Genomic DNA, 24,950 nt, shown 5'->3' with positions numbered 1-24,950 from the left:
GGCTTACTCCTGATGGAGTGGGAAAAAGCCGCCGTTTACCAGTGTTGCCAGGTCCCGGGGCGCGAGTTCAATCTCCAGGCCTCGTCGCCCGGCACTCACGAATATGGTCTCGAAGCCCAGGGCTGAGTCGTCGATGAAGGTTTTCAGCTTTTTCTTCTGTCCAAGGGGGCTGACTCCGCCCAGGACATAGCCGGTTGTTCGTTCAACCGCCTGTTTGTCAGCCATGGCGGCTTTTTTACCCTGAGCGGCCCGGGCAATGAGTTTCATGTTGAGCATAGTGGTCACCGGGACAATGGCAACTACCAGCTCCTTGCCGTCGATGGCTACAACCAGTGTCTTGAAGACCCGGGCGGGATCCACGCCGGTTTTCTCGGCGGCCTCGGTGCCATAATTCTCGTTCGCCGGATCGTGCTCGTACTCATGGATAGTGTGAGGCACAGCGGCTTTGCGCGCAGCGTTGATGCCAGGCGTCATGCTCGGCTCCTGAAAGACGGCAGAAACCGGGAATTAAAGCAGCTAAGCGGCATCACAACAACTGTCTGGCGTGGACGCAAAACCCGATTCCCGGGTGGATTTTACCGGGCATGACATTTGACGCTCGACTTAAAGCGCCATTATGACTATTTTCCGTACATTATAATTATTCAAACATCGATGGCAGTGTTCATGGAGCCTTCGTCGTCGAAATCTCAGGGAATGAAAAGCTTGAACGATAACCGCACACCCCTGCGGCGCGCTGGCTGGGCTGCCCTGGTCTACCTGATCGCCGGCTTTGCCTGGATTGCGTTTTCGGACACTCTCGCGGAAACTTGGTTTCCCGATCCGAAAACCCTCTCCGTCATCCAGACCTGGAAAGGCTCTTTCTTTGTGCTGATAACGGGGGTGATTCTCTTTTCTGTGTTGCTTCGCCAACTCACCAAGGATCGGGTTCTGCTCAACCTCCAGCACCGACAACGGCAAGCACTCCGCGAGCGCGAGCGTCAGCTCCAGATCCTGATGGACAATCTCCCGGGCATGGCTTATCGATGCCTGTATGATCCGGACTGGACGATGAAATTTGTCTCCCAGGGATGTACCAAGTTAACTGGTTATGAGCCCGATGAGTTGGTCAACAACCGAGTCACCAGTTATGCGGCTCTGGTCAGCGAAGCTTCTAATCAGCAATGTTCCGAGCAAGTTAAAGTGGCCCTGGAAAAAGAAGAATCGTTTTCTCTGGAATATGAGATCACCCGAAAAGACGGCTGTCGTATCTGGGTCTGGGAGCGGGGACGAGGCGTTCAGGAGGAAGATGGCTCGCTCCACCTTGAAGGCATCATTCTGGACATTTCTGACCGCAAAGTGCTGGAGACAGAGCTTGAACAAATGGCCACCCGGGATCCCCTGACGGGACTTTTGAACAGACGGGAAATGTCCCGGGTGCTCGATGAGGAGCTTCAGCGATCCCGACGTTACCAGCGACCCATGGCAGTGCTCTGGGTGGATTTCGACCATTTCAAGGATGTGAATGACACCTACGGCCATGCTGCAGGTGACTCGGTTCTCAGGTCTATCAGCCGCCTGTTGCTGGCCAGCGTCCGTAGCGTCGATTCCATCGGTCGGTTTGGCGGCGAGGAGTTCGTGATTGTTTTGCCTGAAATGGATCTGGAGGAGGCCCAGGAAACGGCCGAGCGTTTGCGGCGCAAAGTGGCGGAAGAGCCACAGCCGTTGGGGAATGGTGAGGCGGTGCCCCTGACCATCAGCGTGGGCGTTGCGGTCTACCCGGATCACGGGCAGACTGCTTCGACACTCTGTGCCGCCGCCGACAAAGCCATGTATCTGGCAAAGGATAGGGGCCGCAACTGTGTGGCCATGGCGCACCTGCACGACCAGGTCCATAATCAGTAGTGGGACTCGTGTCCCGGCAGGTGGAGGAGGTGACGTCCGCCTTGCTGCGGCCCGGCCAATGTGGCCCGGGCCGGTTCTGTTGAACATAGAAGAACAACAATCGTACTGAAAAAGGTTTGAGCCGATGAACCGACTTGCCCGCCGTGCCCTCCATAGCAGCCAGATTCCCGAGGATCTCGAATCCGTCACCTTTCGGGATGATGCCGGTGAAAATCCGGCTGCTGCCGGTGTCAGTCAGGAAGCGGTTGATGCCCTGTGGCGCAGCGTCCAGAGCCTTTACCGGACCGGCGTGCACCCGGGTATCCAGATTTCCATCCGCCACAAGGGTGAGCAGGTCCTGCACCGTGCGATTGGCCATGCCAGTGGCAATGGCCCCCATGACCCGCGCGACGCCTCCAAGGTTCCGATGACGACTGATACCCCCATCTGCTACTTCTCCGCCTCCAAGGCGGTGACGGCACTGCTTATGCACATGCTGGCGGAACAGGGCCTGGTCAACCTGATGGATCCCGTGTCCTACTACTGCCCGGAGTTCGGGGTTAATGGGAAAAGGACCATCACCGTTCACCAGATTCTTTCTCACCGCGGGGGCATCCCTGCCATTCCGCGGGAAACGCCGATTGATGTGCTGTGGGATAACGATGAAATCTGGCGTCTGCTCTGTGCTGCACGACCGGTGGAAGTGGACGGCGCCAAGGTGGCCTATCACGCCATCACCGGCGGTTTTGTCCTGCAGCGGGTATTGGAACGCGTCACGGGCGACACCATTGAAAAATACCTCGACAAGCATTTGCGTCGGCCCATGGGCATGAAATGGTTTACCTATGGCATTGCCCCGGAGCATCTTGATGAGCTGGCCTGTAATTACGCCACCGGACCAACGCCGCGTTTCCCCGTTTCCTGGGTTGTTAACCGCGCGCTGGGTGGCGATATCCGGACCGTCGAGCGGGTTACCAATGACCCGAGGTTCCAGGAAGCGGTGATTCCGGCGGGCAATCTGTGCGGCACGGCCGAGGAAATGGGCCGCTTCTTCCAGATGATGCTGAATGGCGGGCTCTGGAACGGCCGTCGTATCTGCAGCGAAATCACCATCCGCCGGGCTATTCAACAGTTCGGTTCGCTACAGATAGACCGCACCATGATGATACCCATGCGCTTCAGTGCCGGCATGATGCTGGGTGGCAACCCGGTGGGCCTCTGGGGTCAGAACAGCCGGTTTGCTTTCGGTCACGTGGGTCTGATCAACAAGCTGTGTTGGGCGGATGCCGCCCGTGATATTTCGGTCAGTCTGCTGAACACCGGCATTCCGATCGTCGGTCATCACCTGCCGGCACTGGCGAAGTTCGTGTATACCGTGGGCAATCGTTTTCCGCTGATACCCGAGCACCGGCGACCGCTGATCGCCGCCTGAGGCGCAGGGTTCAGAGCGTCCTGAGCTGGGCTTCGAGTATGCCCAGCACGGAGGACAGAATGTCCCTGAAATCCGTCAGAGTCTGTGTGCGCTGGATGACGTCTTCCCGGTTTTCATCAAGTCGCTCAAGCTTGGGCACAACCCGGCGTATGCCTTCTGTAATTACCTCATAGGGGTAATGGTGGTCCTGGATACTGAGCTTGTTTATCTCGGCCACTTCCTGGCTGAAGATGCTGATGATGTCGTACAGCATATCCTTGTGGTGAATGCTGCTGGCTTCCCAGTAGGCATCGTCCAGCAGTTCCAGCAGCGACAGATATTCACGGAGGGTATCCGCCACGGATGTCTGGGTCATGGGAGCTCCTGTCGGTGGGCAATGTGGTCTCTACAGGGAACTATAGCAGGGGTTCTGTCGTCTGAATGACAGGAGGTCCGGCAGAGCTGAAAATAAAAATGAAACTCTATTCATTTTTATTGCACTATGTCGGACAGTTGTGCAGACTTGCGTGATGGGAAAAGGATCTATCACGACTCATTGGACGAGAAGCCGAATGGACAAGCCCACACCCCCCAGTAACCAATCCGCCTCCCGCGAGGTCAAGCTGGACCATCACGACAGCGTTCGCAATCATGTGCACCAGCAGGTGCGCTCTGAAGTTGAACGGCTGGAGCGCCGAATAGAAACCCTGCGTCTTGTCAAAGCACCCCACGCGGCCATCATGATCTCCACCTATGAACGCATGATCGACCGCAAGAAAGGCTTCCTGCAGAACTGGGACCTCAGGGATGGCGGCGCCGGCTAGCGGCCGGCGACAGGCACTGTTGTCCAGCTGGTAATCGCTTCGGCATCTTCCTGGTAGGTGCAATTGGCCGGATTCGGAATGGTGTCCTGTCCGTCCGTTGAGTCAGGGTCGTCAATGCGCGCTGGCTCGCCGTTCGAGGCAAAAATCCTCACCAGATCCATGTTGTAATCCAGCTCGACTCTCAGGCAGTCCGGGCTGTTGTCTTCCAGGCCATAACCTGGATAGCGATCGAGTGTGATCACCTCGGATTCGTCATTCTTTATAAACAGCGTGTCGGTGTTTTCGTCAATGAAATCCTGGCGCAGTTCAATGCTGCCATGGTTCCGGCTCAGGTAGTCGGCGGTGGCGAATTCGGTGGGGCTATAGCCCAGTGTCATGAAACTGTTGGCATCAAACCGGCTGCCTGCCAGCACGCTGACCAGTTCCGGCTGGGCGGCCTGCTCCTCTTCTTCAACACTGCGGCTGACATACTGGATCGTGCGATATACCTTGTTGTCGAGATCCGAGCCTTCCGGGCCATCCGGCAGGTAACGCCAGTCAAGCGTCGGGTAGATCCAGAGCTGGCCGTTCAGCGGCAGATTGGCAATCACCGCCGACTGGTCTGTGAACCGGATCTGCGCGCCGTTGCCCCGGCTGTTGTAGGTGCCTGCGACACCATCTGCAATCCTCTGGCTGATGTATCGTTTGCCTTCCTGGAAATTGGTGACTTCGCCGGAAGCCAGCACCTGGTTCATCAGGTCCAGCGGGTTGCGCACGCTGTCATAGCTGGTGCCGGCGTCCGTTGGCGTGGCGCGGATGAAAACCTCGATGTGGCTGCGTATTTCGCTGGTGGTTTGCAGGTCGTCGGCGTCGTCTGCTGCCGGCTGGATGCCCCGGTAAAAGTCCCAGAAACGGGTATTGCCGAGGTTGTCCGGTGCCACCTCCGTGTTTTCCAGGTTGAAGCTCGAGAACGTCAGATCCACATTGGTCGCCGGATTGAACGCGGAAGGGCCGGTATCCTCAAGTCCGCAGCCACTCAGGACAAGTGTGGTCATGGAAACAGCGGCGAAAATGCAGGAATGTCTCATTTCAGATGGCCCCGGGATGCGAAAAACGGTGTAAACGGCTAGAGTGAGTCACCGGGACGGTATAGCCCCGGCGTGGCTACTGACAGTAAAACAAAAAACCGGTATCTACCCTCGCGGAGATCACATTTTGCGGCAACGGCTTGAATTGGCGCTTCCAGCGGTGACGTCTTTGGTAGCGGTCCTGCTGTTCCTGGTCACGGCCATGATGCCGGCGTCGGCCAGTGCGGCCGGGCCCTGCCATGATGGCGAGATTGTCCTGGACGGCGGTATCGAGAGTATCCGTGATCTGGGTGGCTGCATCTGGTATCTCGAGGACCCGGGGCAGGAACTGACCCTCGATGAGGTTCGCGCTCTCGAATCGGGTGCCTTTACCCGCCACGAAGGCGGCGTGTTGAACTTCGGCTACACGGAATCCGCATACTGGGTGCGCCTGGATCTGCTCTCGGCGGGCAGTCTGGACCAGAACGGATGGATCCTTGAGCTTGCCCTGCCTCTGGTGGATGAAGTCACCCTGTTCATGGTCCGCGACGGGGATCTGGTCGATCAGCGACAGGCGGGTTATGAGGACAACTGGGTCGAACGGGACCTGGCTGTCCCCAACCCGACATTCCGCCTTTCACTGGCACCGGATTCCCTGAGCCACGTCTACTTGCGGGTGGTCAACACCAATACTTTCCGTCTGCCGATCAGCCTCTGGCACCCGGACAGCTACATTGAAAAAGTCTCGGTGGATGAGCTGGTGCGGGGCATCCTGCTTGGTTCGGTGCTGGCCATTCTTGCCTACAACCTGTTCGTCGCGGTCTCGGTTCGCGAGCGGAGCAGCATCTATTACGTGCTCTACCTGGTCTTTGCGGCCATCTTTATCTTCACCGAACAGGTTCACGGTATCCAGCTTCTCGACAGCCGGCCCGCTCTGTTCGACAAGCAGTTCCTGCACTTCCAGATCATTCTGACCTGGTTCTGGGGCCTGCTGATGGCAAGGTCGCTGCTTGAAACCCGGGAACGGTCGGCCGATCTTGATCAGGTCATCCGCCTGTGCCTGTATTCGGTGGTTGCCACTTTCGTGCTGTCGCTGTTCCTGCCCTACCACGTCGCCATGGAATGGATTGTGGTTGGCTCCATTCTGCTGAGCCTGATTCTGATCGTGGTCAGTTACCTGTCCTGGCGCTATTACAATCCGGCGGCCCGTTCCTATTTTTTCGCCTGGACACTGGCGCTGGTGGGCTTCGGTATCTATGCCCTGACGGTGATGGGCATACTGCCATTGAACACCTTCACCGCTTACTCACCCCAGTTTGGTCTGACCGCCCAGATTATCCTGTTTTCTTTTGCCCTCGCAGACAGGATCAAGCAGGTCCAGGGCGAGGCCCTGGGCTGGAGCCAGCGGGCGTTGTCGAACCTTCAGCGTTACCAGTCGCTGTTCGATAACGCCATCGAGGGCGTGTTCCAGATGTCACCGGACCGGCGATTTGTCACGGCCAATCCCGCCATGGCGCGGCTGCTGGGCTACAACAGCAGCCGCGAGTTGCTCAAGCGGAACCCGGACGTACTGGAAACCTGTATTGCCGACGACCGGTTGCGGCGGCTGGTGATCGAGCAGTTGGAGGCCCGGGGCACGGTCAAGGGCATTGAGGCCCGATACCTGACCCGGGATGGTGACGAGCGCTGGGCGACCATCTCACTGCATACGGTTTATGACGCCGACGGCGAGCCCACTCACCTGGAAGGCACCTGCATCGACGCCACCGAAAGTCACAATCGCTTGAGAATCGAGAGGGAGCGTGAGCAGGAGCGTCTCGAGAAGGAGCTTGCCCGCAATTCCGCGGAGGCGAAAAGCCAGTTCCTGGCCAATATGAGCCATGAGATCCGCACACCGCTGGCAGCCATCATCGGTTACGGAGAAACGCTGCTTGATCCGGATCTCAGTGAACCGGAGAAAAGAAGCAGTGCCGAGACGGTGGTGCGCAGCGGCCGACATCTGCTGGATCTGGTCAACGACATCCTCGACCACTCGAAAATCGACGCGAACAAACTGGATGTGGACATCGTATCGGTCAATCTGGCGGAACTTCTTGATGAGATTCGCGCCTTCTTCGCGCCAAGAGCCCGGGAAAAAGGACTGGATTTCAGCATCATCTGCGAATACCCGTTGCCGGAGCAGGTACGCACCGACCCCACCCGACTGCGCCAGATCATCATCAACCTGTGTGGTAATGCCCTTAAATTTACCGATAAGGGGTCCATTTCCCTGGTGGTCCGTTGTGATCGCGATCAGGAATTGCTCGTGGCCCGGGTCGTGGATACCGGCATTGGTATGAAGCCGGAGCAATTGGGGCGGCTGTTCGATCCCTTTGCACAGGGCAGCGCCGCCATTTCCAGGCAATATGGTGGCACCGGCCTCGGGCTCAGCATTTCCCGGCGTCTGGCGGAAATGCTTGGCGGCAGTATCCGGGTGAACAGCACCTATGGCGAGGGCAGCGAGTTTGAGCTTTCGATCCGGACCGGGCCACTGGATGAGGTGCATTTCCTGCGCGATGCCTCGGAGCTGAGCCAGCGCCGCCGGACCATCCCCATGGTTGTCGCGCCGCGATTGTCAGGGCGTATCCTGTGTGCCGAGGACAACGAGGTGAACCGGCGGCTTGTTTCCCTGCTGGTGTCTCGAACCGGAGCCGAGCTTGTCCATGTGAGCAACGGAGCGGAAGCCCTGGAAATGGCGATTCGCGAACCCTTTGATCTGATCCTGATGGACATACAGATGCCGGTGATGAACGGCCGTGACGCGACGGCGGCACTTCGCGAAGCCGGGGTGAATACGCCGGTCATCGCGCTCACCGCCAATGTGATGTCCGAGGACATTGCCGACTATCGCCTGGCCGGCTGCAATGAACACCTGGCGAAGCCCATCGACAAGCAGCGCTTCTATGAAACACTGGGACGATACCTGTCGGTGACGCCGGCCTCCGCTGATGAACGAACCTCACGCTATCAGGGCAAGGTGCTGGTTGCCGAAGACAACACGGAAAACCGGCAGCTGGTAGAGCGTATGCTGCGCCGGGAAGGTCTGGACGTCGTGGCAGTGACCGGCGGCGAGGACGCGGTTCGGACTGCATTGTCCGATACGGTTCATCTGGTGCTGATGGACCGTCACATGCCGGGAATGGATGGTGTTGACGCCACCAGGTTGCTGCGCCAGGCCGGGTTCCGCCGGCCGGTGATTGCCTTTACAGCCGGCGATCAGCAGGAAACCGATGCGTTGCTTGAGGCCGGTTGTGACGGCGTGCTGAACAAGCCCATTGATCAGTCCCACCTGACGGCCCTGCTGGATCGGCTGCTGGGCACGGGCCCCGTTTTCGCCGCAGATACCGGCGAAGACGCTGAAATTGCCCACCTGGTGGCACAGTTTCTTGACGGGCTTGCCGCGCGGCGGACCCGAATGGATGCCGCGCTGGCGGACGCAGATCGTGAAGCAATGAAAACCGAAGCCCACCAGATCAAGGGCACGGCGGGTGCCATGGGCTATCCGCTGATGACCCGACAGGCGGGTATACTGGAAGAGCTGCTGAAAGTCACTGAGCCGGACTGGGAACGTGTTCGCAGCGAACTGAAGGAACTCGGTGAAATGATAGACCGTGCCCTCGCCGCTGCAAAAACGCCAGGCTGACGTGTGTGAGTATGACCAACAGGAAGAACCCGATGAGTGAGCTGCCGGAACGCCGAGAACACCATTCCCTGAGCATGATGTATGGTACCTATGCCGACATCCTGTTTGTGTTGTTTCCCTTTCTGATTATCGGTATGCAACGGTTATGGGAAGGCCGGCTTTACGAAACCCTGCTGCGACCGGACCTGAGCATCGCCGCCGCTATTCTTGCCGGTCTGGCTATCGGCAAGTTCGTGCTCGGTCTCGTGACCAACCGGGAGCTCGGGCGCTACAAGGAGCGGATTGTTTTCTTCATTGCCCTGACGCTTTTCGTGGTGCTGGGGCCGGCAATCATTCTGATCCTGAGTATACTGGGAAGCGCGGATGTACCCGGTTTTGTAACCTTTGTTCAGCCGATCCTTCTGATTATTGCGATATCCCTCTACACAACCGCTGTGAGCATCAGCAATATACTGACACGGTTTGGCATGGAGGACGGGACGACGGCCAATCCGGAGACCTCGCCACGCTCTGACTACAGTGACATGAGCGAGCCCCGACCAGCGCCGCTGGACCTGCCACGGCGCACAGGCAACGACCCGACAGTTTGAGAGGAGCAACCCACATGACGGATCTGAAAGTGCTGGTAGTGGAAGATGAGCCTGTGATGCGAGAGCGGCTCGTGGATATGCTCTACAACGCTGGCGCAACCAAGGTGATCGAGTGTATTGACGCAGCTTCCGCCAGGACGGCTTTCAAGGCCGGGGAATTTCACATCATCCTGCTGGATCTGGGGTTGCCGGACGGCGATGGGCACGAACTGATGCTGGAATTCAAGGACGCCCGTGAGGAGCAGCACATTGTGCTGGTGACGGCGGACGATTCGATCGAGAGTATTCAGCGTGCGATCAGTGCCGGTGCTAACGGCTACGTGGTCAAGCCTTACTCCCAGGAAAAAATACACGATGTGGTCAACAATTACGCCATGGTTCACGGCGGCGATATGGCGATGATGCAGGGTCTGAACCGGCGCCACTGACCGGTTCAGACACGCGGCTTCTGAATCAGGCGACCTGCCGGGCGATCCAGGAATTGTAACGGGTCGCCAATGCTCTGACGTACCTTGCCTCAGCGTCGTTCATATTGCCCAGGACGCCCTTGAAGATCCAGCCCCGCTCATACACTCCCAGCACCCGCTGTTCGTCATCCAGATTGACGCGCTGATTAAGTTTTTTGCAGATGGCATCCAGCAGCGGCAGCTTCTCCGGACGCTTGATCGGGCCCTGGCGATTGTTCATGGGCTGGTTTGCTGCGCGAGTTGTCGGATGTCTTTTCATGATGTTCTCCTTGTCGTTTTGCGGCTGCAAAAACAAAACCCCGGTGCCTGAAGCGACCGGGGTTTCGCGGAGAAGCTGACCCGGTCGCTACATAGGCTCCCGGGACTGACCGAAAGCCGTTAGATGTCTTTCACCATCGCGCGAACAGACTGCCCTGCATGGCAACCTGCTGCTGTGTAAGCGCTGAACTGTGGAATCATTCTGGTCATACCGGCTCTTATGTTTCGGTTCGACTACCAGTGTATAGGCTAATGGGCCGTTTGCAATAGCCCGGCTTCTTCGGCAAACCCCTACAGACGGCCTCCAGGGGCGCTTGGCATAATTCTCTCCGTCACGTGTTTTACGTTGTGCAATCCCGACTGCCTGCCGCGCCAGGTAGTCGATGGATCTCTCCTTTCTACGCAGCCTCTATGGCTGCGTTTTTTTTGGGTAGTGGAATCTTCGTAGCCATTACTTCTTACAGATTTTGCGGCCTGTCCCGGCGATAATTCGCACACTAATAGTCGATTAATCGCCATCAACAGACAGAGGTTGAAACCTAGCAAAATGTCCGACGAAGCCGGATCTGCCAGTAAAAAGTTCCGTTCCCACGCATTGATTGAACTCGCCCTGATTATTGCACTTGGTCTTTACCTGCTGGTCGCGCAGGAGCAGGTCGTGGGTGAGAATCTGGTGTTTACCGTGACGGGAGCCGCGCTCATGGCCCTGGTGACCTACTGGACGCTGAATACCCTTCGGGATGGTCTCGAGGTCATCGCACTGCGTGTCCGTCACGCCAGGCACTGATCAACCGGGAATGCGTCAGGCCTGCCGGGTTTGACCCGTTAACGGCGCCAGTTCGTCCTGATTCGGCGCAATCCGTTCCCAGGTTTTGTGGAGAATCAGGGCATCGTTTGCGGCCCGATGCACAGGCAGGCCAAGCTCTGTAATCACCTGCTGGCGAAGTGCTGACCATTCGCGCACCTGCCTCGTGTCCAACAGCGCTGAAATGGATTCAAGCTGAAACGTTGGCGTTATGCGGGCGGCCTTGAACAAACGGTGCAGCCAGAAACTGTCGAAGGTCCAGGCATCGCAAAACACCTGTTCCGGCAGCAGTTCGTTGAGGGCACTGGCGACTTCGCTCACCGCAATACCATCCGCTTCCAGGGTCTCGCGGGAAATGCCGTGAATCTGCTCAGCGCTTTGTGACCAGTCCTGCCACAGCACGTGGGGGCTGATCAGCCAGCTGTGGAGAGTGCCATCCGGCATGCAGATTCCCACCTCAATGGGGTAGCTCGCGATCAGATCAAGGCTTGATGCCTCGAAATCGATGAATGCCGGCTGGATAGTGGTCATGGAGTCAGTGTAGCTGATGAGTTGTTTTTCGCTGAGTTTACCCGCCCCGCAAGCGAGACGCGAACCCAACCTGTTCCTGCACTGTTACAATATGTCCATTCATTGTAAAAGCCCGATGACAGCAACAGGCCTCGGGCGCGACAGTAAACCAGCCAAATCCGAACCGCACCATACGGGGAGCCCGAATGACAGACACCGTAGTCGTTATCTATTCCGGAGGCATGGACTCCTACACCCTGCTGCATCTGGCCCGGGAGCGCGGCTACCAGGTTCATGCCCTGTCCTTCAACTACGGGCAGCGCCATGTCCGGGAGCTTGAGTGCGCGCGTTCGGTCTGTGAAGCGCTGGGTGTGCCCCACAAAGTGATCGATATCCGCGCCATGAGTGAGGTGATGGCCGGCTCATCGCTGACCTCGGATATCGATGTGCCGGAAGGCCACTATGAAGAAGACAGCATGAAAGCGACCGTGGTGCCCAACCGAAACATGATTCTCCTGTCCCTGGCGACCGGTTACGCCGTGACCGCAGGTGCTGGCGCCGTCTGGTACGGAGCTCATGGTGGCGACCACGCTATCTACCCGGACTGTCGCCCGGAGTTTGTGGATAAAATGGACGCGGTCTGCCGCGTGGCCAACTACGAGCCGGTCGGCATTGAGGCGCCTTTCATGACCATGGACAAGGGTCAGATCCTGGCTGAAGGCCTGCGCCTGGGACTGGACTATGCACAGACCTGGACCTGCTACAACGGCCGGGAGCGGGCTTGTGGACGCTGCGGCTCCTGTGTTGAACGACTGGAAGCCTTCGCTGCCAATGGTGTCAAAGATCCCCTGGACTATGAGGCGGCAAGCTGATGTATCGGGTCAAGGAAGCCTTTTACACGTTGCAGGGTGAAGGTGCCCAGGCCGGGCGTGCTGCCGTGTTCTGTCGTTTCAGCAAGTGCAACCTTTGGACCGGTCGCGAGAAGGACCGCGCCACTGCCGTGTGCAATTTCTGTGATACCGATTTTGTCGGCACTGATGGTCAGAATGGTGGCCGCTTTGAAACCCCGGAGGAACTGGCCCGTCACATACGCAATCTTTGGCCGGAGGCACCCGGCAAGCCCTACGTGGTCTGCACCGGTGGCGAGCCCCTGCTGCAGCTGGATGCTCCCCTGATCGAGGCTCTGCACCGGGAAGGGTTCGAGGTAGGGGTAGAGACCAACGGTACCCTGCCCGCGCCCGACGGCATCGACTGGCTCTGCGTCAGTCCGAAAGCCGATGCCCCGGTGGTGCTTGAGGCCTGTGACGAGCTGAAGCTGGTCTATCCCCAGCCCCTGGCGATGCCGGAGCGATTCCTGGGCATTCGCGCAAGCCATTATTTCCTGTCGCCGATGGCCTCTCCCTCGATACCGGAAACGGCCGTGGATCAGATCAAACAAAGCAATACCCGTCGCGCCACCGATTATTGTCTCGCGCATCCCCAGTGGCGCCTGACCCTGCAAATGCACAAGATCATCGGCATCGACTGATTACCCCGTGGCCAGTGCCCGCCTGGCGTTAATCAGCCCGGGGCCGGGCGGCGAAATTCGGTAATGGCTGGGGCTGCTGCCGGTCCAGCGCTTGAAAGCCCGAGTGAAATTCGCCGCGTCGGCGTAACCGAGGGCATCGGCAATCTGGCTCAGATTCATGGTGGTACTGCGGAGCAGATCCTGTGCCCGTTCCAGGCGGACCTGATCTACCAGCTGCTGGAAACTGGCGTCTTCTTCCTGCAGCCGCCGTTTGAGCGTTCTCTCGGACACAAACAGGGTGGCTGCTACCCTGGCCAGTTTTGGCGGGAAGGGGTGGCTGGTCTCGATCACCCGTCGGACGCGACAGGCAAATCCGGCGTCTTCGGTCAGCTGCCGCAGCGCTTCCTCACACTGGGCTTTGGACGAGGCCGCCAGTTGATCATCGGTGAAGCGCACGGGCAGGCTCAGACGGCTAACGGGAATCACGAGGGCATTCTCCGTAGCTCCGAATTCCACCGGCACCGGGATCTGTGAGCGAAAACGCTGGAAATAGGCCGGCTCCGTTCCCCGGCGAACAATCCGCAAACCGTCAATGACCGAGCCCGTCAACTGTGCCCCCATGGAAACGCAACCGAACAGCATGGCATCCATGATAAAGCCGTGCAGAGGCCCCAGGTCGATATCACAATTCACAACGTACCAGGCCAGGTTGCCGGTCTCCCGTTTGCAGACCCGAAGGTGGGGCACCCTTAGCGTCAGGTATCGGGTCATCAGCTCCATGGCATCGCCCAGGGTACGGCTGCTCATGACGGCCGTACCCAGGGCGCCGTGCAGGGGCAGCTTCAGCTCCCTGGCGAGCATGATGCCGAGTCCCGGTTCGCCGCTCTCGATAATGGCCCGGGTGACGAATTCGCTGGCCTGGGTCTGGCTCACCCGCCGATCGGTGGATTGCAGGCGGACCGGGTCAAGACCGACCCGGAGGAGGAGGTCCTGTTCGTCAACACCGATGGTGTTCAGCAGTTCGGCCAGAAGATGCAGGTATATGGCCGGCATGCCCAGGTCCTGTGCCGTTGAAACGGAGGCGCGCATGGGATTTCCTCGTCTGATTCTGTTCTTGTTATGTCGCAGAACGCTTGGTTTCGACGATTATGGCGCCTCGCGGCTCGTTGCCCCATGACTTCGGTGACGGAATAAATGGCCTGAAAGGCCAATCATCGGCCGGATGGCAGGGAGCATCCGGATCGATCACTGGCCATGACGGCGGACGAAGTGTTCCAGAGCTGCGGCAGATCGCCCGGGCGTTTCCAGCATCGGAAGATGCCCGACACCCCGGAACATGTGGATTTCTGCCTGAGGCGTGGCCGAGCTGAACCAGTCAACGCAGCGGGTCGGGGTAATCACGTCACGGTCGCCCCACTGAACCTGCAGTGGCGGTGTCTCGGGGCCCAGGTAGCGGGCCGGTGCCAGCGCGTCTGCCACCATGTCACTGAAGATATGCCGGAGGGCCTCGGTGCGGCCGAGGAGGTCCGGTCCGAGAAGGCCGGCCATAGCAAGCCCGGAGACCGTGGGTTTGCCCGTGCCGACACTGTTGAACATGCGGTAGACCCCTTTCCAGTCCCGTGGAATCAGGATGCCGTCCCGGTCAGACTTCAGGGGGGCGTGAATGTCGACCCCCTTGTGTTCCGGTATGCCGGCGCTGTTGAGCAACGTCACCGAGCGGGGCGCCGGATCCAGTGTGTGGGCAAGGACCGCGGCAATCGCGCCACCCATGGAGCTGCCGGCCAGATGTATGTTGTCCGTGTCAAAGCCCGCAAGCCACTGAGCCAGTCGGCCGGCCTGGGTTTCATAGCGGTAGCAGGCCTCAGACTGATAATCACTTTCCCCGAACCCCGGAAGATCAGGTGCCAGAAGATGCCAGTGCCTTGGCAGCTTTTGCAGCCAAAGCCCCCAGTTTTCTTTCATGGCCGCAAAGCCATGAATCAGTACGATCGTGGGTTTGCCGTCGCCGGGCGATCCCCGTTCCAGGAAAACCATCTTGTGCCCATCGACCAGGGCTTCACGGCGGCGGGCCTGAAGAAGAAATCGTTGTCCTGTGCGGGCAGCGGGCCAGAAGTTGGGGGCAGGAATTCTCATGGTTGTCAGCGATCACCGGTTTTGGGTCAGACCACCAGTCTACCGGGACTAGTATCCGGAGCTTTGGCCACAGTGCCCATGGACGTCGGCGAATGGGCAACAGGCTGCCCGTGACGGGGCGTCGAAAGTCAGAGACTCAGGTCGACAATCACCGGATTATGGTCGCTGGATCGCCAGGGTCCCCGGCCGGATGCCGGGTGATCGCTCCGGTAGTCGAGTACCCGGGGCTCATCGGCGTTCACCAGCCAGCTCCAGGCGCCCGTAACACTTGGTTTTAAGGTCTCGGAGGCGAGTGCGAAATCCAGCGAGCCCTTCTGACCACGGTAACGGTAGGTGTAGTGACCACAGGTCTTTTCGGTGCAGGGATGGAAATGGTGCACCATGCTGGTAAACCCTGCCTGCTCCAGCGCCGTGATGGGATGTTCGCGGGCATAGCTGTTGAGGTCACCGATTATCAGGGTGCCGATTGAATGGTGCCTGCGGGTATCGCTGCCGGACCAGGCCGCCAGTGTTTTCGCTTCGTTGGTCCGTCGGTTCGCGTAGCAGCCCTGGCCATCGGCCTGGTCCTGATCATCGCCACGGGCGCCCCCACAGGATTTCGATTTCAGGTGAGGAACAATGACCCGGACGGTGGCATCACCCCCTGTTCGGCCGAAATCCTGGGCCAGGGGAGGCCGGCCTCCCGATTCAAATGGCCCTTTGGCAAGCCGTTCTGGCGGGCCAACGGCGGTAATCCGGTCGCTGCGGTAGAGCAAGCCGGTCCGGATCTCGTCATCGCCGTCCTGGCCGGGAGTGCTGACGAACCGCCAGGTGCTGCCCAGGGCGTCCGCAAGTCCGGCAATGGAACTCTGCGGTCCATAGCCGTCGTTCTCAAGTTCTGTCAGCGCAAGAATGTCCGGATCGGGGGCCAGAAGTGTGTTCACCAGTTGTTGTTGCTGGCGCCGGAATTCCGCCGGTGTCCCGGCCCCGCGACTCGTTGGAAAATCGCCGCCTCGGCCATCTCCGTTAAAGAAATTACCAAGGTTCAGAGCCATGATCCGCACCGAAGCCTCATGCCGCGGCCCGGGTGCGGTTTCTCTGGGATTGGTGGCGAGGAAAGCCGGATCCTGAGAGGGCTGAAGCCGCCAGGCATCGAAGCGGAAATCCAGCACACCGATGAGCCCTTTAATCTGATCCCCGGCCCTTACGGTTGCCGAAGACAGGCCGCCCGGGGGCCAGGGTACCGGGCGGGGGTCTCTCCTGGACCGGTTGTCATCAAGCAGAACGCGGTTTGCCCCGTTCCGGGTGAATGCCCGGTGTGCTTCTTTGCCGGGGGGCAGGTATTCCGTAGGCTGGACCTGGTCTGAGGCCGCCATCCCAAGCTCGCCGTAGCGAGCCAGGTTGTAGTTGTCCACCACCGTCAGGGGCTGGCGAAAGGTAACTCTCATGTTCTCCAGATGTTCCGGATCGACGGTCCAGGGCAGGGTGATGGCAATGGGCGCTGGAAGCGGCCCACGCCCGCACGCCCGGATGCTCCGAACCGACACCAGTTCGGTCAGCCCGTGGTATTCCTTCACCTTCCCAGTGACCCGCACTCGCATGCCGACATCGGCGATTTCACGATCGGTGTAAATAAACAGCGCTTCGGAAGTGGCGGGATTCCCGTCAGTCTGATGGTCGGCCTGCTGCAGGTAAAAACCACCAAAGCCGCCCTTTGCCCGGGAATCATGGGTCAGGATGCCCTCAACGGTGACGATAGCTCCTGCCATGGGCGAGGCCGGTCCAGTGCCCTGGACCCGGGAAATGGGCGTTGCGGGATCACCACAGACCGATTCTGCCGTCGCTGCAGTGGGCAGAAACGACAGAATCAGAACGCCGAGAAAAAAATACCGCCAGGTCTTAGAGCTCACACTGGCAGTTTAGCTGAGGCCGGCAACAGCTTTGAGGGCCTGTTCGCGTTTGCTGCCAAATCCCAACTGGTCCGGATTGGCCAGCTCAAGCTGCTGCACCAGAGGATCCGGGTGCTGATTGTCGAAGGTAATACCGAGCCGTGACAGCACGTAGGGGGCAAGCGCGGCACGGGTAGCAACTTCCAGGCGGCCATGCTCCATGCCGTAGTCCCGGGCAATGATCTCTTGCTGGGCTTGGGTCAGGCGCTGATCCGGGGTGACCACGAGGGTAACCTGCCGGTTCCAGTGCTCGTCCTTTTCTTGCCCGTGCCTGGCGCGCTGCCGGAGGGCCTCCGGTGAGGTCCGGAATCGGCTCAGGGCGAAATCCCGGAATTCCCGGTTTGAGTCGCACCAGGCCCGCAAGTGCCAGCTATCGCCGGCACAAACCAGAGTATGCGGCTCAAGTATGCTTTCCACCGCTTCCGGTCGGCTGAGGGAGGCATAGCTGGCCCGCAGCTGTCTACCCTGGCGTGTTGCCGTCACCACCGCACGCATGGTTTCCGGCGCGATGACGCGATTTGGGCCCTGAACCACGGTGCTGTCCGGCAGGCCAATGTTCAGGGATTCAAACGTGGTGCTCAGGTTTTGCTGGCGGGCAAGCAGGTCAAGATATTCATTGACCACGCCTCGAGTGACCACCGGCCGAAATCTATCGGCGGGGACATAGCCTTTCAGATGACGGTCATAGACCAGATTGCCGGGCGCCAGTTCGCGCAGATAGGTGTTGATATCCTTGGACGCCTGCTGACGACCGATCCCGAAACTGTGGCAGATGTGGTTGGTGGTCAGACGACCTTCCCACAAGGCAATTGTTTCGATAAGTCGGTAGCGAAGCAGCAGATCCCAGCGGATGGGCCAGTCCGTTTTTTTCATAACCAGGCGCTCACGGTCCAATGAATAGCTCGTTTTCATGTTACCTGCTCCGGCACTCATGGTCTGTTACGGCACATTAATGTAAAACCCTGTTAAACCGCTTCATGCCAGCCTTTGCGGGTTTTTGTGATGCAGTTAACAGGTTTCGGGAAGTGCCTAGTGGTTTCACTTCCCGCTCCTGATCTAATACGTCGCCGGCAAAGTCCGGGACTTGCTGCTATTTTGTCTGTCATTCAATCCAGAATACCCTGTAACGCCCGGAGCCGCTGCAATGACCCGAATGGTCACCTCCCTCTCTGCCCTGATTCTAAGCATTATTCTGCTGGTCAGCGGCAATGCATTCCTGATGACACTACTGGGCATCCGTCTGAGTATCGAGGCGATATCGCCGGATATTATCGGCTGGATTCTGGTCTGCTATTCCATCGGTTTTGTGTTGGGTACGCTCTACGTTCACCGGATTATCGGCCGGGTTGGTCATATCCGGGCGTTCGCGGTGTTTGCCGCCGCTGCCGCTGTCACGTCGCTACTCTATCCGATGGCCGTTTCCGAGATTTTCTGGGCCGTTCTGCGGGTACTCTCCGGGTTCAGTATTGCCGGTGTGCTGGTGGTCATCGAGAGCTGGTTCTCCAGCCGGGCCACGAATGCCAACCGCGGCGCGTTGTTTGCGGTTTATCAGATCGTTTTTTACCTGTCCGCCGCCGGCGGCCAGCTCATCGTAAATATCGGCGACCCCGCCAATTTCATGCCTTTCTCGATTGCCGCGATCCTGTTGGCGCTGGCCCTGATGCCGCTTGCACTGACCAAAATGGAAGCGCCCGTTATTGAGCAGGTTCAGCGCATCTCTATTTTCACTTTGGCACGGGAATCCTTTTCCGGTGTTGCCGGCGCCCTGATCTGTGGCGTCATGATTGGCGGCTTTTATGCGCTTGGGCCGGTGTACGCAACCCTGGTCGGGCTGGACGTTGCACGGACATCCACGTTTATGGCCAGTGCCATTGTTGCTGCCATGATCCTTGCGTGGCCGCTGGGCCGGCTCTGCGACCGTTTCGACCGTCGCCGCGTGATGTTCTGGATCGCTCTGGTAGCGGCTTCAGCCGCGGGCGGTGTCGGAGTTCTCGGGGCCGAGAATGCATGGCTTTTGACCCTTCTGGTTGGCGTGTTCACGGGGCTTTCAGCCGCTTTGTACCCCGTGGCCGTGGCCATCACCAATGACCGTATGGAGAGCACCCGTATCGTGGCGGCCAGTGCCACGCTGTTGCTCAGTTACGGGGTTGGCAGTGTCATCGGGCCGGTTGTCATGGCTGAGCTGATCAATCTCCTGGGGCCGAAAGGCCTGTTCTTCGGCAATGCCGGCTTCCTGCTGCTGTTGGCCGTGATTACCAGTTACCGGATCAGTCATACCGAGGACGTTGCCGTTGCAGATCAGGAGCACTTCGTGCCTGCCATGCCGGAAGCGTCGCCGGTTCTCGCCGAAATCGATCCGCGGAACAGCGAGTTCCACGAGTCTCCCGAAGTCGAGGAGATGCACGAAGAGCAGCGTCAGGCGAGCTGACGTTGCTTTCGGTTTTCCCCGATTTTGTTTTTACTTCCGTATCTGTTTTTATCACAATGGTTAGCATACTATTGGTGACTTTCCGATAATGTGATTAATTGGCCGAAGGCGTGGCAGCGCCCGGCCCGGGCCAAGCCCTCTTTTGATATGGAGTGACGACAAATGAGAGACCAGTTTCCTTTTGCGGTAGCGCGGGTTACCCGGCGCTGGAGAAAAATGCTCGATGAGCGCCTGAAGGATCTGGGCGTCACCCAGGCGCGCTGGAGCACCATGGTATATCTGGAAAAAGGCGGTGAAGGCCTTACCCAGCGTGAGCTGGCAAGCCTGATGGCGATCGAGAATCCGACCCTGGTGCGACTGCTGGACAGTCTCGAGCAACAGAATTTGATTGAGCGCCGGCCCTGCCCGAATGATCGCCGTGCGCGGCGGCTGCATCTGACCAACGCCGGCCGGGCGTTTATGGATGACCTTTCCGAGCGAGCCGAGGTGCTGCGCGAGGAAATGCTGGAAGGCATCAGCGACAAAGAGATCGAGTGCACCGTAAAGGTGTTCCACAAGATCCTGGAAAACGCCGAAAAGCAGAAATAACCCTTGGCTGATAACTCAGTTGCGGGCCTGAAAGCCCGCTACGGGGATCGCTGGCGCTGGCTGGCAGTGGCCACGGTGATGATAGGCACCATGGCCACCGTGCTCAGCGCCACCGTGGTGAACGTGGCGTTGCACGATATCATGGTGGAGTTCGGTATTCGCCAGGGCCAAGTTCACTGGCTGGCAACGGGCTTTATCGCCGCCATGACCACCACTATGCTGGCCTCCTCCTGGCTGCTGGATCACTTCGGGGTTCGCAAGACCCTTGCCGTAGCCATGTTTCTCTTTACCCTGATTTCCCTTGCCGGCGGTTTTGCCGAGACGCCGGGGCAGCTTATCGCCGCCCGGATCGGCCAGGGAGCCATGGCCGGCCTGATGCAGCCCATGGGCATGTATCTGGTGTTCCGGATTTTTCCCCGCGATCGCCGCGGCCAGGCCATGGGTATCTATGGTATGGGGGTGATTCTGGCCCCGGCCCTCGGTCCGGTGATGGGAGGCTTTCTGGTTGATCAGCTGGACTGGCGCTACGTGATGTTTGCACCGGCTCCGGTCACGTTGCTGGGTGTTTTCATGGCCTGGCGCTTCCTGCCCTTGCCGGTGTCCCGGCCAGCCCCCTATCGCTTTGACCTCCCCGGCCTTGTATTGCTCGGGTTTACCATCGCCCTGTCGCTCGATGCTCTGAACCGGTTGCAACAGGCGGCAGGCCAGAAGAGCTGGATCTTGATCGAAGGGCTACTGGCCCTCGGCGGGCTGCTGCTATTCATACTGCGTGAGCGACAAACTGCCCATCCTCTGGTGAACATTGCCCTGCTGCGCAAGCCGGTCTTTGTTTTCGCCTGCCTGGGTGCCATGGCACTGGGGCTGGCGCTGTTCGGATCCACCTACCTCATTCCATTGTTCGTACAGACAGCTCTGGGCTTCAGCGCAACGGAGGCAGGTTTGCTGATGCTGCCTGCGGGTATTGTCCTGGGTATGACGTTTCCGTTGGCCGGCCGCATGGCCGACAGGCACAGTGCCCGGGGTTTGGTGGTGTTCGGTATTGGTGCATTTGCCCTGTCCGCCGTGCTGTTCGCGCTGTCCGATCTCGAGCTCGCCTTTGGCTGGCTGGTGCTCTGGACAGTGCTGGGCCGCATCGGTATCGGTTTCATGCTCCCGGCCCTCTCGACCGGCGCCCTGAATCCGCTGGAGCCACAGGAGCTGGGGGCCGGCTCGAGCACGCTCAACTTCATGCGCCAGCTCGGCGGCGCCTTTGGCGTTAACCTGGTGGCACTGACCATTGAATTTGGCGAGCACACCTCCGGGATGCCCACGATCAACGCGTTCCACTCGGCCTGGTGGCTGGTAGCGGCATTCGTAGCGGTTGCGGCGATCCCGGTGTGGCGAATGCGGGTCTAGGAAAACCTGTGGTTGCTGCCCCGCGCCGGATTCATTATTATGCTTGCAACTCTTCAGGGGAGTAGCCTCCGCATCGGAATGTCCGAGCGGATGATAGTCAACACACTTGGGGCCAAATCCCCATGGCTATCATGTCTCACCACAACATCGGTGATATTGGCAAGACCTGAGGCGGTTTCACCTCCATTGGGCGGAAGGTGGGCTGCCTCATGTCTGGTTATCCGCCCCGGAGTTTTTCATGGACGCTTTTCTCGCCTCAACGGTTGCTGTTGCCATAGCGGAAATTGGTGACAAGACTCAGTTGCTCTCGCTTTTCCTGGTTGCCCGATACGCCACCCGCCTGCCTATTATTCTCGGCATTTTTGTCGCAACGGTTCTCAATCACGCCTTATCTGCCTGGCTCGGTGCCTGGGTCGCTTCCTTCATTCCGGAAGCCTGGCTGCCGTGGATTCTGGCCGGCAGTTTTGTTGCGATCGCGCTCTGGTTGCTGGTACCGGACAAGGACGACAGCGATGACTCAAAGTTCCTGGGCATGGGGGCGTTCATGGCCACCACCATCATGTTCTTTCTGGCGGAGATCGGCGACAAGACGCAGGTTGCGACCGTCGTTCTCGCTGCCAGGTTCACCGAGACTTTCTGGGTTATTCTGGGCACCACGGTGGGTATGCTGCTGGCCAATATACCGGTTATCATGGCAGGACGCTGGCTGATGGAGAGGTTGCCCCTCGCCACAGCGCGGATTGGTGCAAGTGTTTTATTTGTGGCGCTTGCCGTCGTAACAGTATGGGCGACCTATATGAACTCCTGAGGGTACTTGCTGTCACTGTACCCGGTTGCCTGATGCTTTCGGAACGTTTTCTATGTGGTTCAGATTTTTAACGGTTTTTTCTCTGGCACAGTTTCTGGTGTTCCCGACCGCCGTGTTTGCGGAGGCTCCGGATGCTGCCAGCGACCCGGAATCCCTCGAGGAGCCGGATCGAAGCCCTCGCGTGCCCACATTCCCGGTCCAGGGGGATCTGGCCGGAGAGCTCGGTGTTTTTGAGACCCGTTATGAGGACACCTTTGCCGGCATTGGTAACCGCTTGGCCATGGGGTACCTGGAGCTGGTCAAGGCCAATCCTGGCGTGGACCCCTGGCTACCCGGCGACGGCACCACCATCACCCTGCCGCGCCAGTACGTGTTGCCGGACGCCCGGCGGGAAGGCATCGTTATCAATCTTGCCGAGTACCGCCTGTATTACTTCACCGATGAGGGTGTTCAGGTGTACCCCGTGGGCGTTGGCACGGCAGAGAATCCGTCGCCTCTGACCGATGCCGAGGTCACCATGCCACTTGAGTCCCCGGCCTGGTACCCGCCTGCGAGCATTCGGGCAGAGTACGAGGCGTCCGGAGACTATCTGCCCAGGATGATTCCGCCCGGCCCCGGCAACCCGCTTGGCACCCACGCCCTGCTCCTGAGTGAAAAAGGCTATCTGATCCACGGTACCAACAAGAAATTTGGCGTAGGCATGCCGGTCAGCCACGGGTGTTTCCGGATGTACAACGAGGATATCTCGCGGTTCGTTTACCAGGTCGAGAAGGGCACGCCGGTCCAGGTTGTGCACGACGCCGTCAAGATCGGTTTTTCAGATGGCGAGGTCTGGTTGGAAGTCCACCGTCCACATGAGGACTACCCCCGTGAAGATCGAGAGCGCTTGTGGCAGCAAGTGTTCGCTGAAGTTGAAGCCTTCCGGAGCCGTCATCCGGACGTTGAGGTCAAACGCGGTGCCATTGAACTGGCCGTCGACCAGGCGGATGGCCTGCCGACCATGATTGGTGAGCGGGTGACCCGGATGGCCGCAGACAAGACCGTGGAAGATAAGTCGCCGGAATCGGCCAAGGAGCCGGAGCAGCGGCTATACTTCTGATGCGGTGGGCTTAACACGGTTGCCGTCCTGTGAAGGACAGAACCGCGGCCCCGCTGCCATCGTATCTGTATCAAGTTGAATTTCTTCCGGATCCGGGGAGGCTTTATGCAGGCACACCGTCCCATGCGATCACAGAATCCCGCCCGCCTCCGGGCCTGGGCTCTGGTATGCCTGACAGGTGTGCTGCTAGCGCTGGCGTCCCTGGCCCATCAGGTTTTTGCCCAGCAGAAATCTTCCGAAACTGCTCTGGTACTCACGGTTGAGGGGGCTATCGGTCCCGCGACCATGGACTACGTTACCCGGGGCATCCGCCGCGCGGAATCCGAGGGTGCCGGTCTGGTGATTATCGAAATGGATACGCCTGGCGGCCTGATGGATTCCATGCGGGACATCATCAAGGTGATCCTGGCCTCCGACGTTCCTGTCGCAACCTATGTTTCCCCCCAGGGCGCCCGGGCTGCCAGCGCAGGCACCTACATTCTCTATGGCAGTCACATTGCCGCCATGGCGCCTGCCACCAACCTGGGTTCGGCCACGCCGGTCCAGATGGGTGGGCTGCCGGGTAGCCCTGAACCCGAGAGCGATCCGGCCTCCGAAGCCCCGACATCCGAGGAAGGGTCGGATGCCGCCTCCGACTCTTCAACCGACAATGAGCGTCAAGCAGGCGACGACGAAGGCAAACGGCGCGGCGGTACCGCCATGGAGCGAAAGGTTCTGGAGGACGCGGTCAGTTACATCCGCGGCCTGGCCGAACGCCATGGCCGCAATGCCGACTGGGCTGAAGAGGCCGTCCGTGAGGCTGTAAATCTCGGTGCCGAAGAGGCGCTGGAGAAGAACGTCATTGACGTGGTCTCCCCCAACCTCCGGGATCTGTTGCAGCAAGTGGATGGGCGCACCGTTCGCATGGCGTCAGGCAACAGGATCCTGAACACGGCCAATATGGAAATCGTCAGATCCCAGCCGGACTGGCGGACCCGCCTGTTATCAGTGATTACCAATCCGAACGTCGCCTACTTTCTTATGATCATCGGCTTCTACGGCATCATCTTCGAGCTGGCCAACCCCGGTGCCGTGGTGCCCGGCGTGATTGGCGCGATTTCGCTGATCCTTGCGCTATTCGCCTTCCAGGTCCTGTCGGTGAATTACGCCGGCCTGGCTCTCATTCTGCTCGGGTTGGCGTTCATCGTGGGCGAGGCTTTTGTGCCCAGTTTCGGGATACTGGGGGTTGGCGGGATTGTCGCCTTCGTGACCGGCTCGATCATATTGATGGACGGCAGTCACCGGGATATTTCCCTGCCGACCATTGGCGGCACGGCCGTCGTGGCTGCCGGTTTTATCCTGTGGACGGTGACACGGTTTATCGGGCTGCGCCGACGGCATCCGGTCAGTGGTGCTGAACAGATTACCCATGAGGAAGGCGTCGCACTGGACGACTTTGCCGGAGAGCATGGCCATTTTCGTGGCCACATCCGTCTGAGCGGTGAGCGTTGGAATGCCATCAGCGAAGGACCGGTCAAAGAAGATGACCGAGTTCAGGTGACAGCAATCGAAGGTTTGACGGTAACGGTCAGGGTTATTCCGGACAACGGCTGACCCGGCAGATAAAGT

Annotated in this window: 24 protein-coding genes and 1 riboswitch; of the genes, 15 read left to right on the top strand and 9 right to left on the bottom strand. The window is 59.2% G+C overall.

The window, feature by feature from the left end; all coding sequences use genetic code 11:
• Window positions 1-3 precede the first annotated feature (3 nt).
• Window positions 4-474, bottom strand: coding sequence for a Cys-tRNA(Pro) deacylase (ybaK, locus tag CFB02_RS14405; RefSeq protein WP_088558535.1), 471 nt, complete (start codon window positions 472-474; stop codon window positions 4-6).
• A gap of 222 nt (window positions 475-696) precedes the next feature.
• Between ybaK and CFB02_RS14400 the strand changes: the two genes are divergently transcribed.
• Window positions 697-1,884 (top strand): GGDEF domain-containing protein, encoded by a 1,188-nt coding sequence (locus CFB02_RS14400; RefSeq protein ID WP_172835832.1) that lies wholly within the window; start codon window positions 697-699, stop codon window positions 1,882-1,884.
• 124 nt (window positions 1,885-2,008) lie between these two features.
• Window positions 2,009-3,295 (top strand): serine hydrolase domain-containing protein, encoded by a 1,287-nt coding sequence (locus CFB02_RS14395; RefSeq protein WP_088558533.1) that lies wholly within the window; start codon window positions 2,009-2,011, stop codon window positions 3,293-3,295.
• 10 nt (window positions 3,296-3,305) lie between these two features.
• On the opposite strand, the gene CFB02_RS14390 is transcribed toward CFB02_RS14395, so the two are convergent.
• Window positions 3,306-3,650: a hypothetical protein gene (locus CFB02_RS14390; protein ID WP_008176786.1), complete on the bottom strand. Its 345-nt coding sequence runs from the start codon at window positions 3,648-3,650 to the stop codon at window positions 3,306-3,308.
• A gap of 196 nt (window positions 3,651-3,846) precedes the next feature.
• On the opposite strand from CFB02_RS14390, the gene CFB02_RS14385 reads away from it, so the two are divergent.
• Window positions 3,847-4,098, top strand: a complete 252-nt coding sequence (locus CFB02_RS14385) for a hypothetical protein (RefSeq protein ID WP_088558532.1) — start codon at window positions 3,847-3,849, stop codon at window positions 4,096-4,098.
• Here CFB02_RS14385 and CFB02_RS14380 read toward each other — a convergent pair.
• Window positions 4,095-5,165, bottom strand: a complete 1,071-nt coding sequence (locus CFB02_RS14380; RefSeq protein ID WP_088558531.1) for a hypothetical protein — start codon at window positions 5,163-5,165, stop codon at window positions 4,095-4,097. The genes CFB02_RS14385 and CFB02_RS14380 overlap by 4 nt on opposite strands.
• Window positions 5,166-5,367: 202 nt before the next feature.
• Here CFB02_RS14380 and CFB02_RS14375 point away from each other — a divergent pair, with 202 nt between their 5' ends.
• The 3 genes from CFB02_RS14375 to CFB02_RS14365 are packed head-to-tail and all read left to right on the top strand — an operon-like array spanning window position 5,368 to window position 9,844.
• On the top strand, window positions 5,368-8,826 hold the full coding sequence (locus CFB02_RS14375; protein ID WP_264753968.1) for a response regulator: 3,459 nt from the start codon (window positions 5,368-5,370) through the stop codon (window positions 8,824-8,826).
• Window positions 8,827-8,858: 32 nt separating this feature from the next.
• Window positions 8,859-9,416 (top strand): hypothetical protein, encoded by a 558-nt coding sequence (locus tag CFB02_RS14370; RefSeq protein ID WP_008176794.1) that lies wholly within the window; start codon window positions 8,859-8,861, stop codon window positions 9,414-9,416.
• 14 nt (window positions 9,417-9,430) lie between these two features.
• Window positions 9,431-9,844, top strand: a complete 414-nt coding sequence (locus CFB02_RS14365; protein WP_008176796.1) for a response regulator — start codon at window positions 9,431-9,433, stop codon at window positions 9,842-9,844.
• Window positions 9,845-9,869: 25 nt separating this feature from the next.
• Here the strand turns inward: CFB02_RS14365 and CFB02_RS14360 are convergent, their stop codons facing one another.
• Complete coding sequence (locus tag CFB02_RS14360) at window positions 9,870-10,142, bottom strand: hypothetical protein (RefSeq protein WP_041645887.1); 273 nt, start codon at window positions 10,140-10,142, stop codon at window positions 9,870-9,872.
• Between the two features lie 546 nt (window positions 10,143-10,688).
• Here CFB02_RS14360 and CFB02_RS14355 point away from each other — a divergent pair.
• Entirely contained in the window at window positions 10,689-10,928 is a 240-nt protein-coding gene (locus CFB02_RS14355; RefSeq protein ID WP_008176800.1) for a hypothetical protein, read from the top strand.
• Window positions 10,929-10,943: 15 nt separating this feature from the next.
• Here CFB02_RS14355 and CFB02_RS14350 read toward each other — a convergent pair whose 3' ends face one another.
• A complete protein-coding gene (locus tag CFB02_RS14350) occupies window positions 10,944-11,477 on the bottom strand; it encodes a hypothetical protein (RefSeq protein ID WP_014578938.1) in 534 nt (177 codons plus the stop codon).
• Between the two features lie 185 nt (window positions 11,478-11,662).
• Between CFB02_RS14350 and queC the strand changes: the two genes are divergently transcribed.
• On the top strand, window positions 11,663-12,328 hold the full coding sequence (queC, locus tag CFB02_RS14345) for a 7-cyano-7-deazaguanine synthase QueC (RefSeq protein ID WP_008176806.1): 666 nt from the start codon (window positions 11,663-11,665) through the stop codon (window positions 12,326-12,328).
• Window positions 12,328-12,984: a 7-carboxy-7-deazaguanine synthase gene (queE, locus tag CFB02_RS14340; RefSeq protein WP_088558530.1), complete on the top strand. Its 657-nt coding sequence runs from the start codon at window positions 12,328-12,330 to the stop codon at window positions 12,982-12,984. Before queC ends, queE begins: the two co-directional genes overlap by 1 nt.
• Here the strand turns inward: queE and CFB02_RS14335 are convergent, their stop codons facing one another.
• The 4 genes from CFB02_RS14335 to CFB02_RS14320 form a co-directional block, all read right to left on the bottom strand.
• Window positions 12,985-14,052, bottom strand: coding sequence for an AraC family transcriptional regulator (locus CFB02_RS14335; RefSeq protein WP_088558529.1), 1,068 nt, complete (start codon window positions 14,050-14,052; stop codon window positions 12,985-12,987).
• 156 nt (window positions 14,053-14,208) lie between these two features.
• Window positions 14,209-15,096: an alpha/beta fold hydrolase gene (locus CFB02_RS14330; RefSeq protein ID WP_088558528.1), complete on the bottom strand. Its 888-nt coding sequence runs from the start codon at window positions 15,094-15,096 to the stop codon at window positions 14,209-14,211.
• A 128-nt stretch (window positions 15,097-15,224) separates the two neighbouring features.
• Window positions 15,225-16,844 (bottom strand): ExeM/NucH family extracellular endonuclease, encoded by a 1,620-nt coding sequence (locus tag CFB02_RS14325; protein ID WP_264753967.1) that lies wholly within the window; start codon window positions 16,842-16,844, stop codon window positions 15,225-15,227.
• Between the two features lie 150 nt (window positions 16,845-16,994).
• On the bottom strand, window positions 16,995-17,936 hold the full coding sequence (locus CFB02_RS14320; RefSeq protein ID WP_088558526.1) for a helix-turn-helix transcriptional regulator: 942 nt from the start codon (window positions 17,934-17,936) through the stop codon (window positions 16,995-16,997).
• 232 nt (window positions 17,937-18,168) lie between these two features.
• Between CFB02_RS14320 and CFB02_RS14315 the strand changes: the two genes are divergently transcribed.
• The 6 genes from CFB02_RS14315 to CFB02_RS14290 all read left to right on the top strand — a co-directional run bounded on the left by CFB02_RS14315 (window position 18,169) and on the right by CFB02_RS14290 (window position 24,935).
• Window positions 18,169-19,452 (top strand): MFS transporter, encoded by a 1,284-nt coding sequence (locus tag CFB02_RS14315; protein WP_014578944.1) that lies wholly within the window; start codon window positions 18,169-18,171, stop codon window positions 19,450-19,452.
• 162 nt (window positions 19,453-19,614) lie between these two features.
• Window positions 19,615-20,040, top strand: a complete 426-nt coding sequence (locus CFB02_RS14310; RefSeq protein ID WP_008176821.1) for a MarR family transcriptional regulator — start codon at window positions 19,615-19,617, stop codon at window positions 20,038-20,040.
• Between the two features lie 3 nt (window positions 20,041-20,043).
• A complete protein-coding gene (locus tag CFB02_RS14305) occupies window positions 20,044-21,435 on the top strand; it encodes a DHA2 family efflux MFS transporter permease subunit (RefSeq protein ID WP_088558525.1) in 1,392 nt (463 codons plus the stop codon).
• Between the two features lie 46 nt (window positions 21,436-21,481).
• A riboswitch (yybP-ykoY riboswitch) is annotated at window positions 21,482-21,669 on the top strand.
• A 4-nt stretch (window positions 21,670-21,673) separates the two neighbouring features.
• Entirely contained in the window at window positions 21,674-22,243 is a 570-nt protein-coding gene (locus CFB02_RS14300; protein ID WP_014578946.1) for a TMEM165/GDT1 family protein, read from the top strand.
• A 52-nt stretch (window positions 22,244-22,295) separates the two neighbouring features.
• Window positions 22,296-23,342 (top strand): L,D-transpeptidase family protein, encoded by a 1,047-nt coding sequence (locus CFB02_RS14295; protein ID WP_088558524.1) that lies wholly within the window; start codon window positions 22,296-22,298, stop codon window positions 23,340-23,342.
• Between the two features lie 105 nt (window positions 23,343-23,447).
• The gene (locus CFB02_RS14290) at window positions 23,448-24,935 is read left to right on the top strand and encodes an NfeD family protein (protein WP_088558523.1); all 1,488 of its coding nucleotides are present in this window, start codon (window positions 23,448-23,450) and stop codon (window positions 24,933-24,935) included.
• Window positions 24,936-24,950 lie beyond the last annotated feature (15 nt).

It is taken from the genome of Marinobacter sp. es.042 (assembly GCF_900188315.1).
GTDB lineage: Bacteria > Pseudomonadota > Gammaproteobacteria > Pseudomonadales > Oleiphilaceae > Marinobacter.
This window is presented reverse-complemented; position numbering and strand designations above follow the sequence as displayed.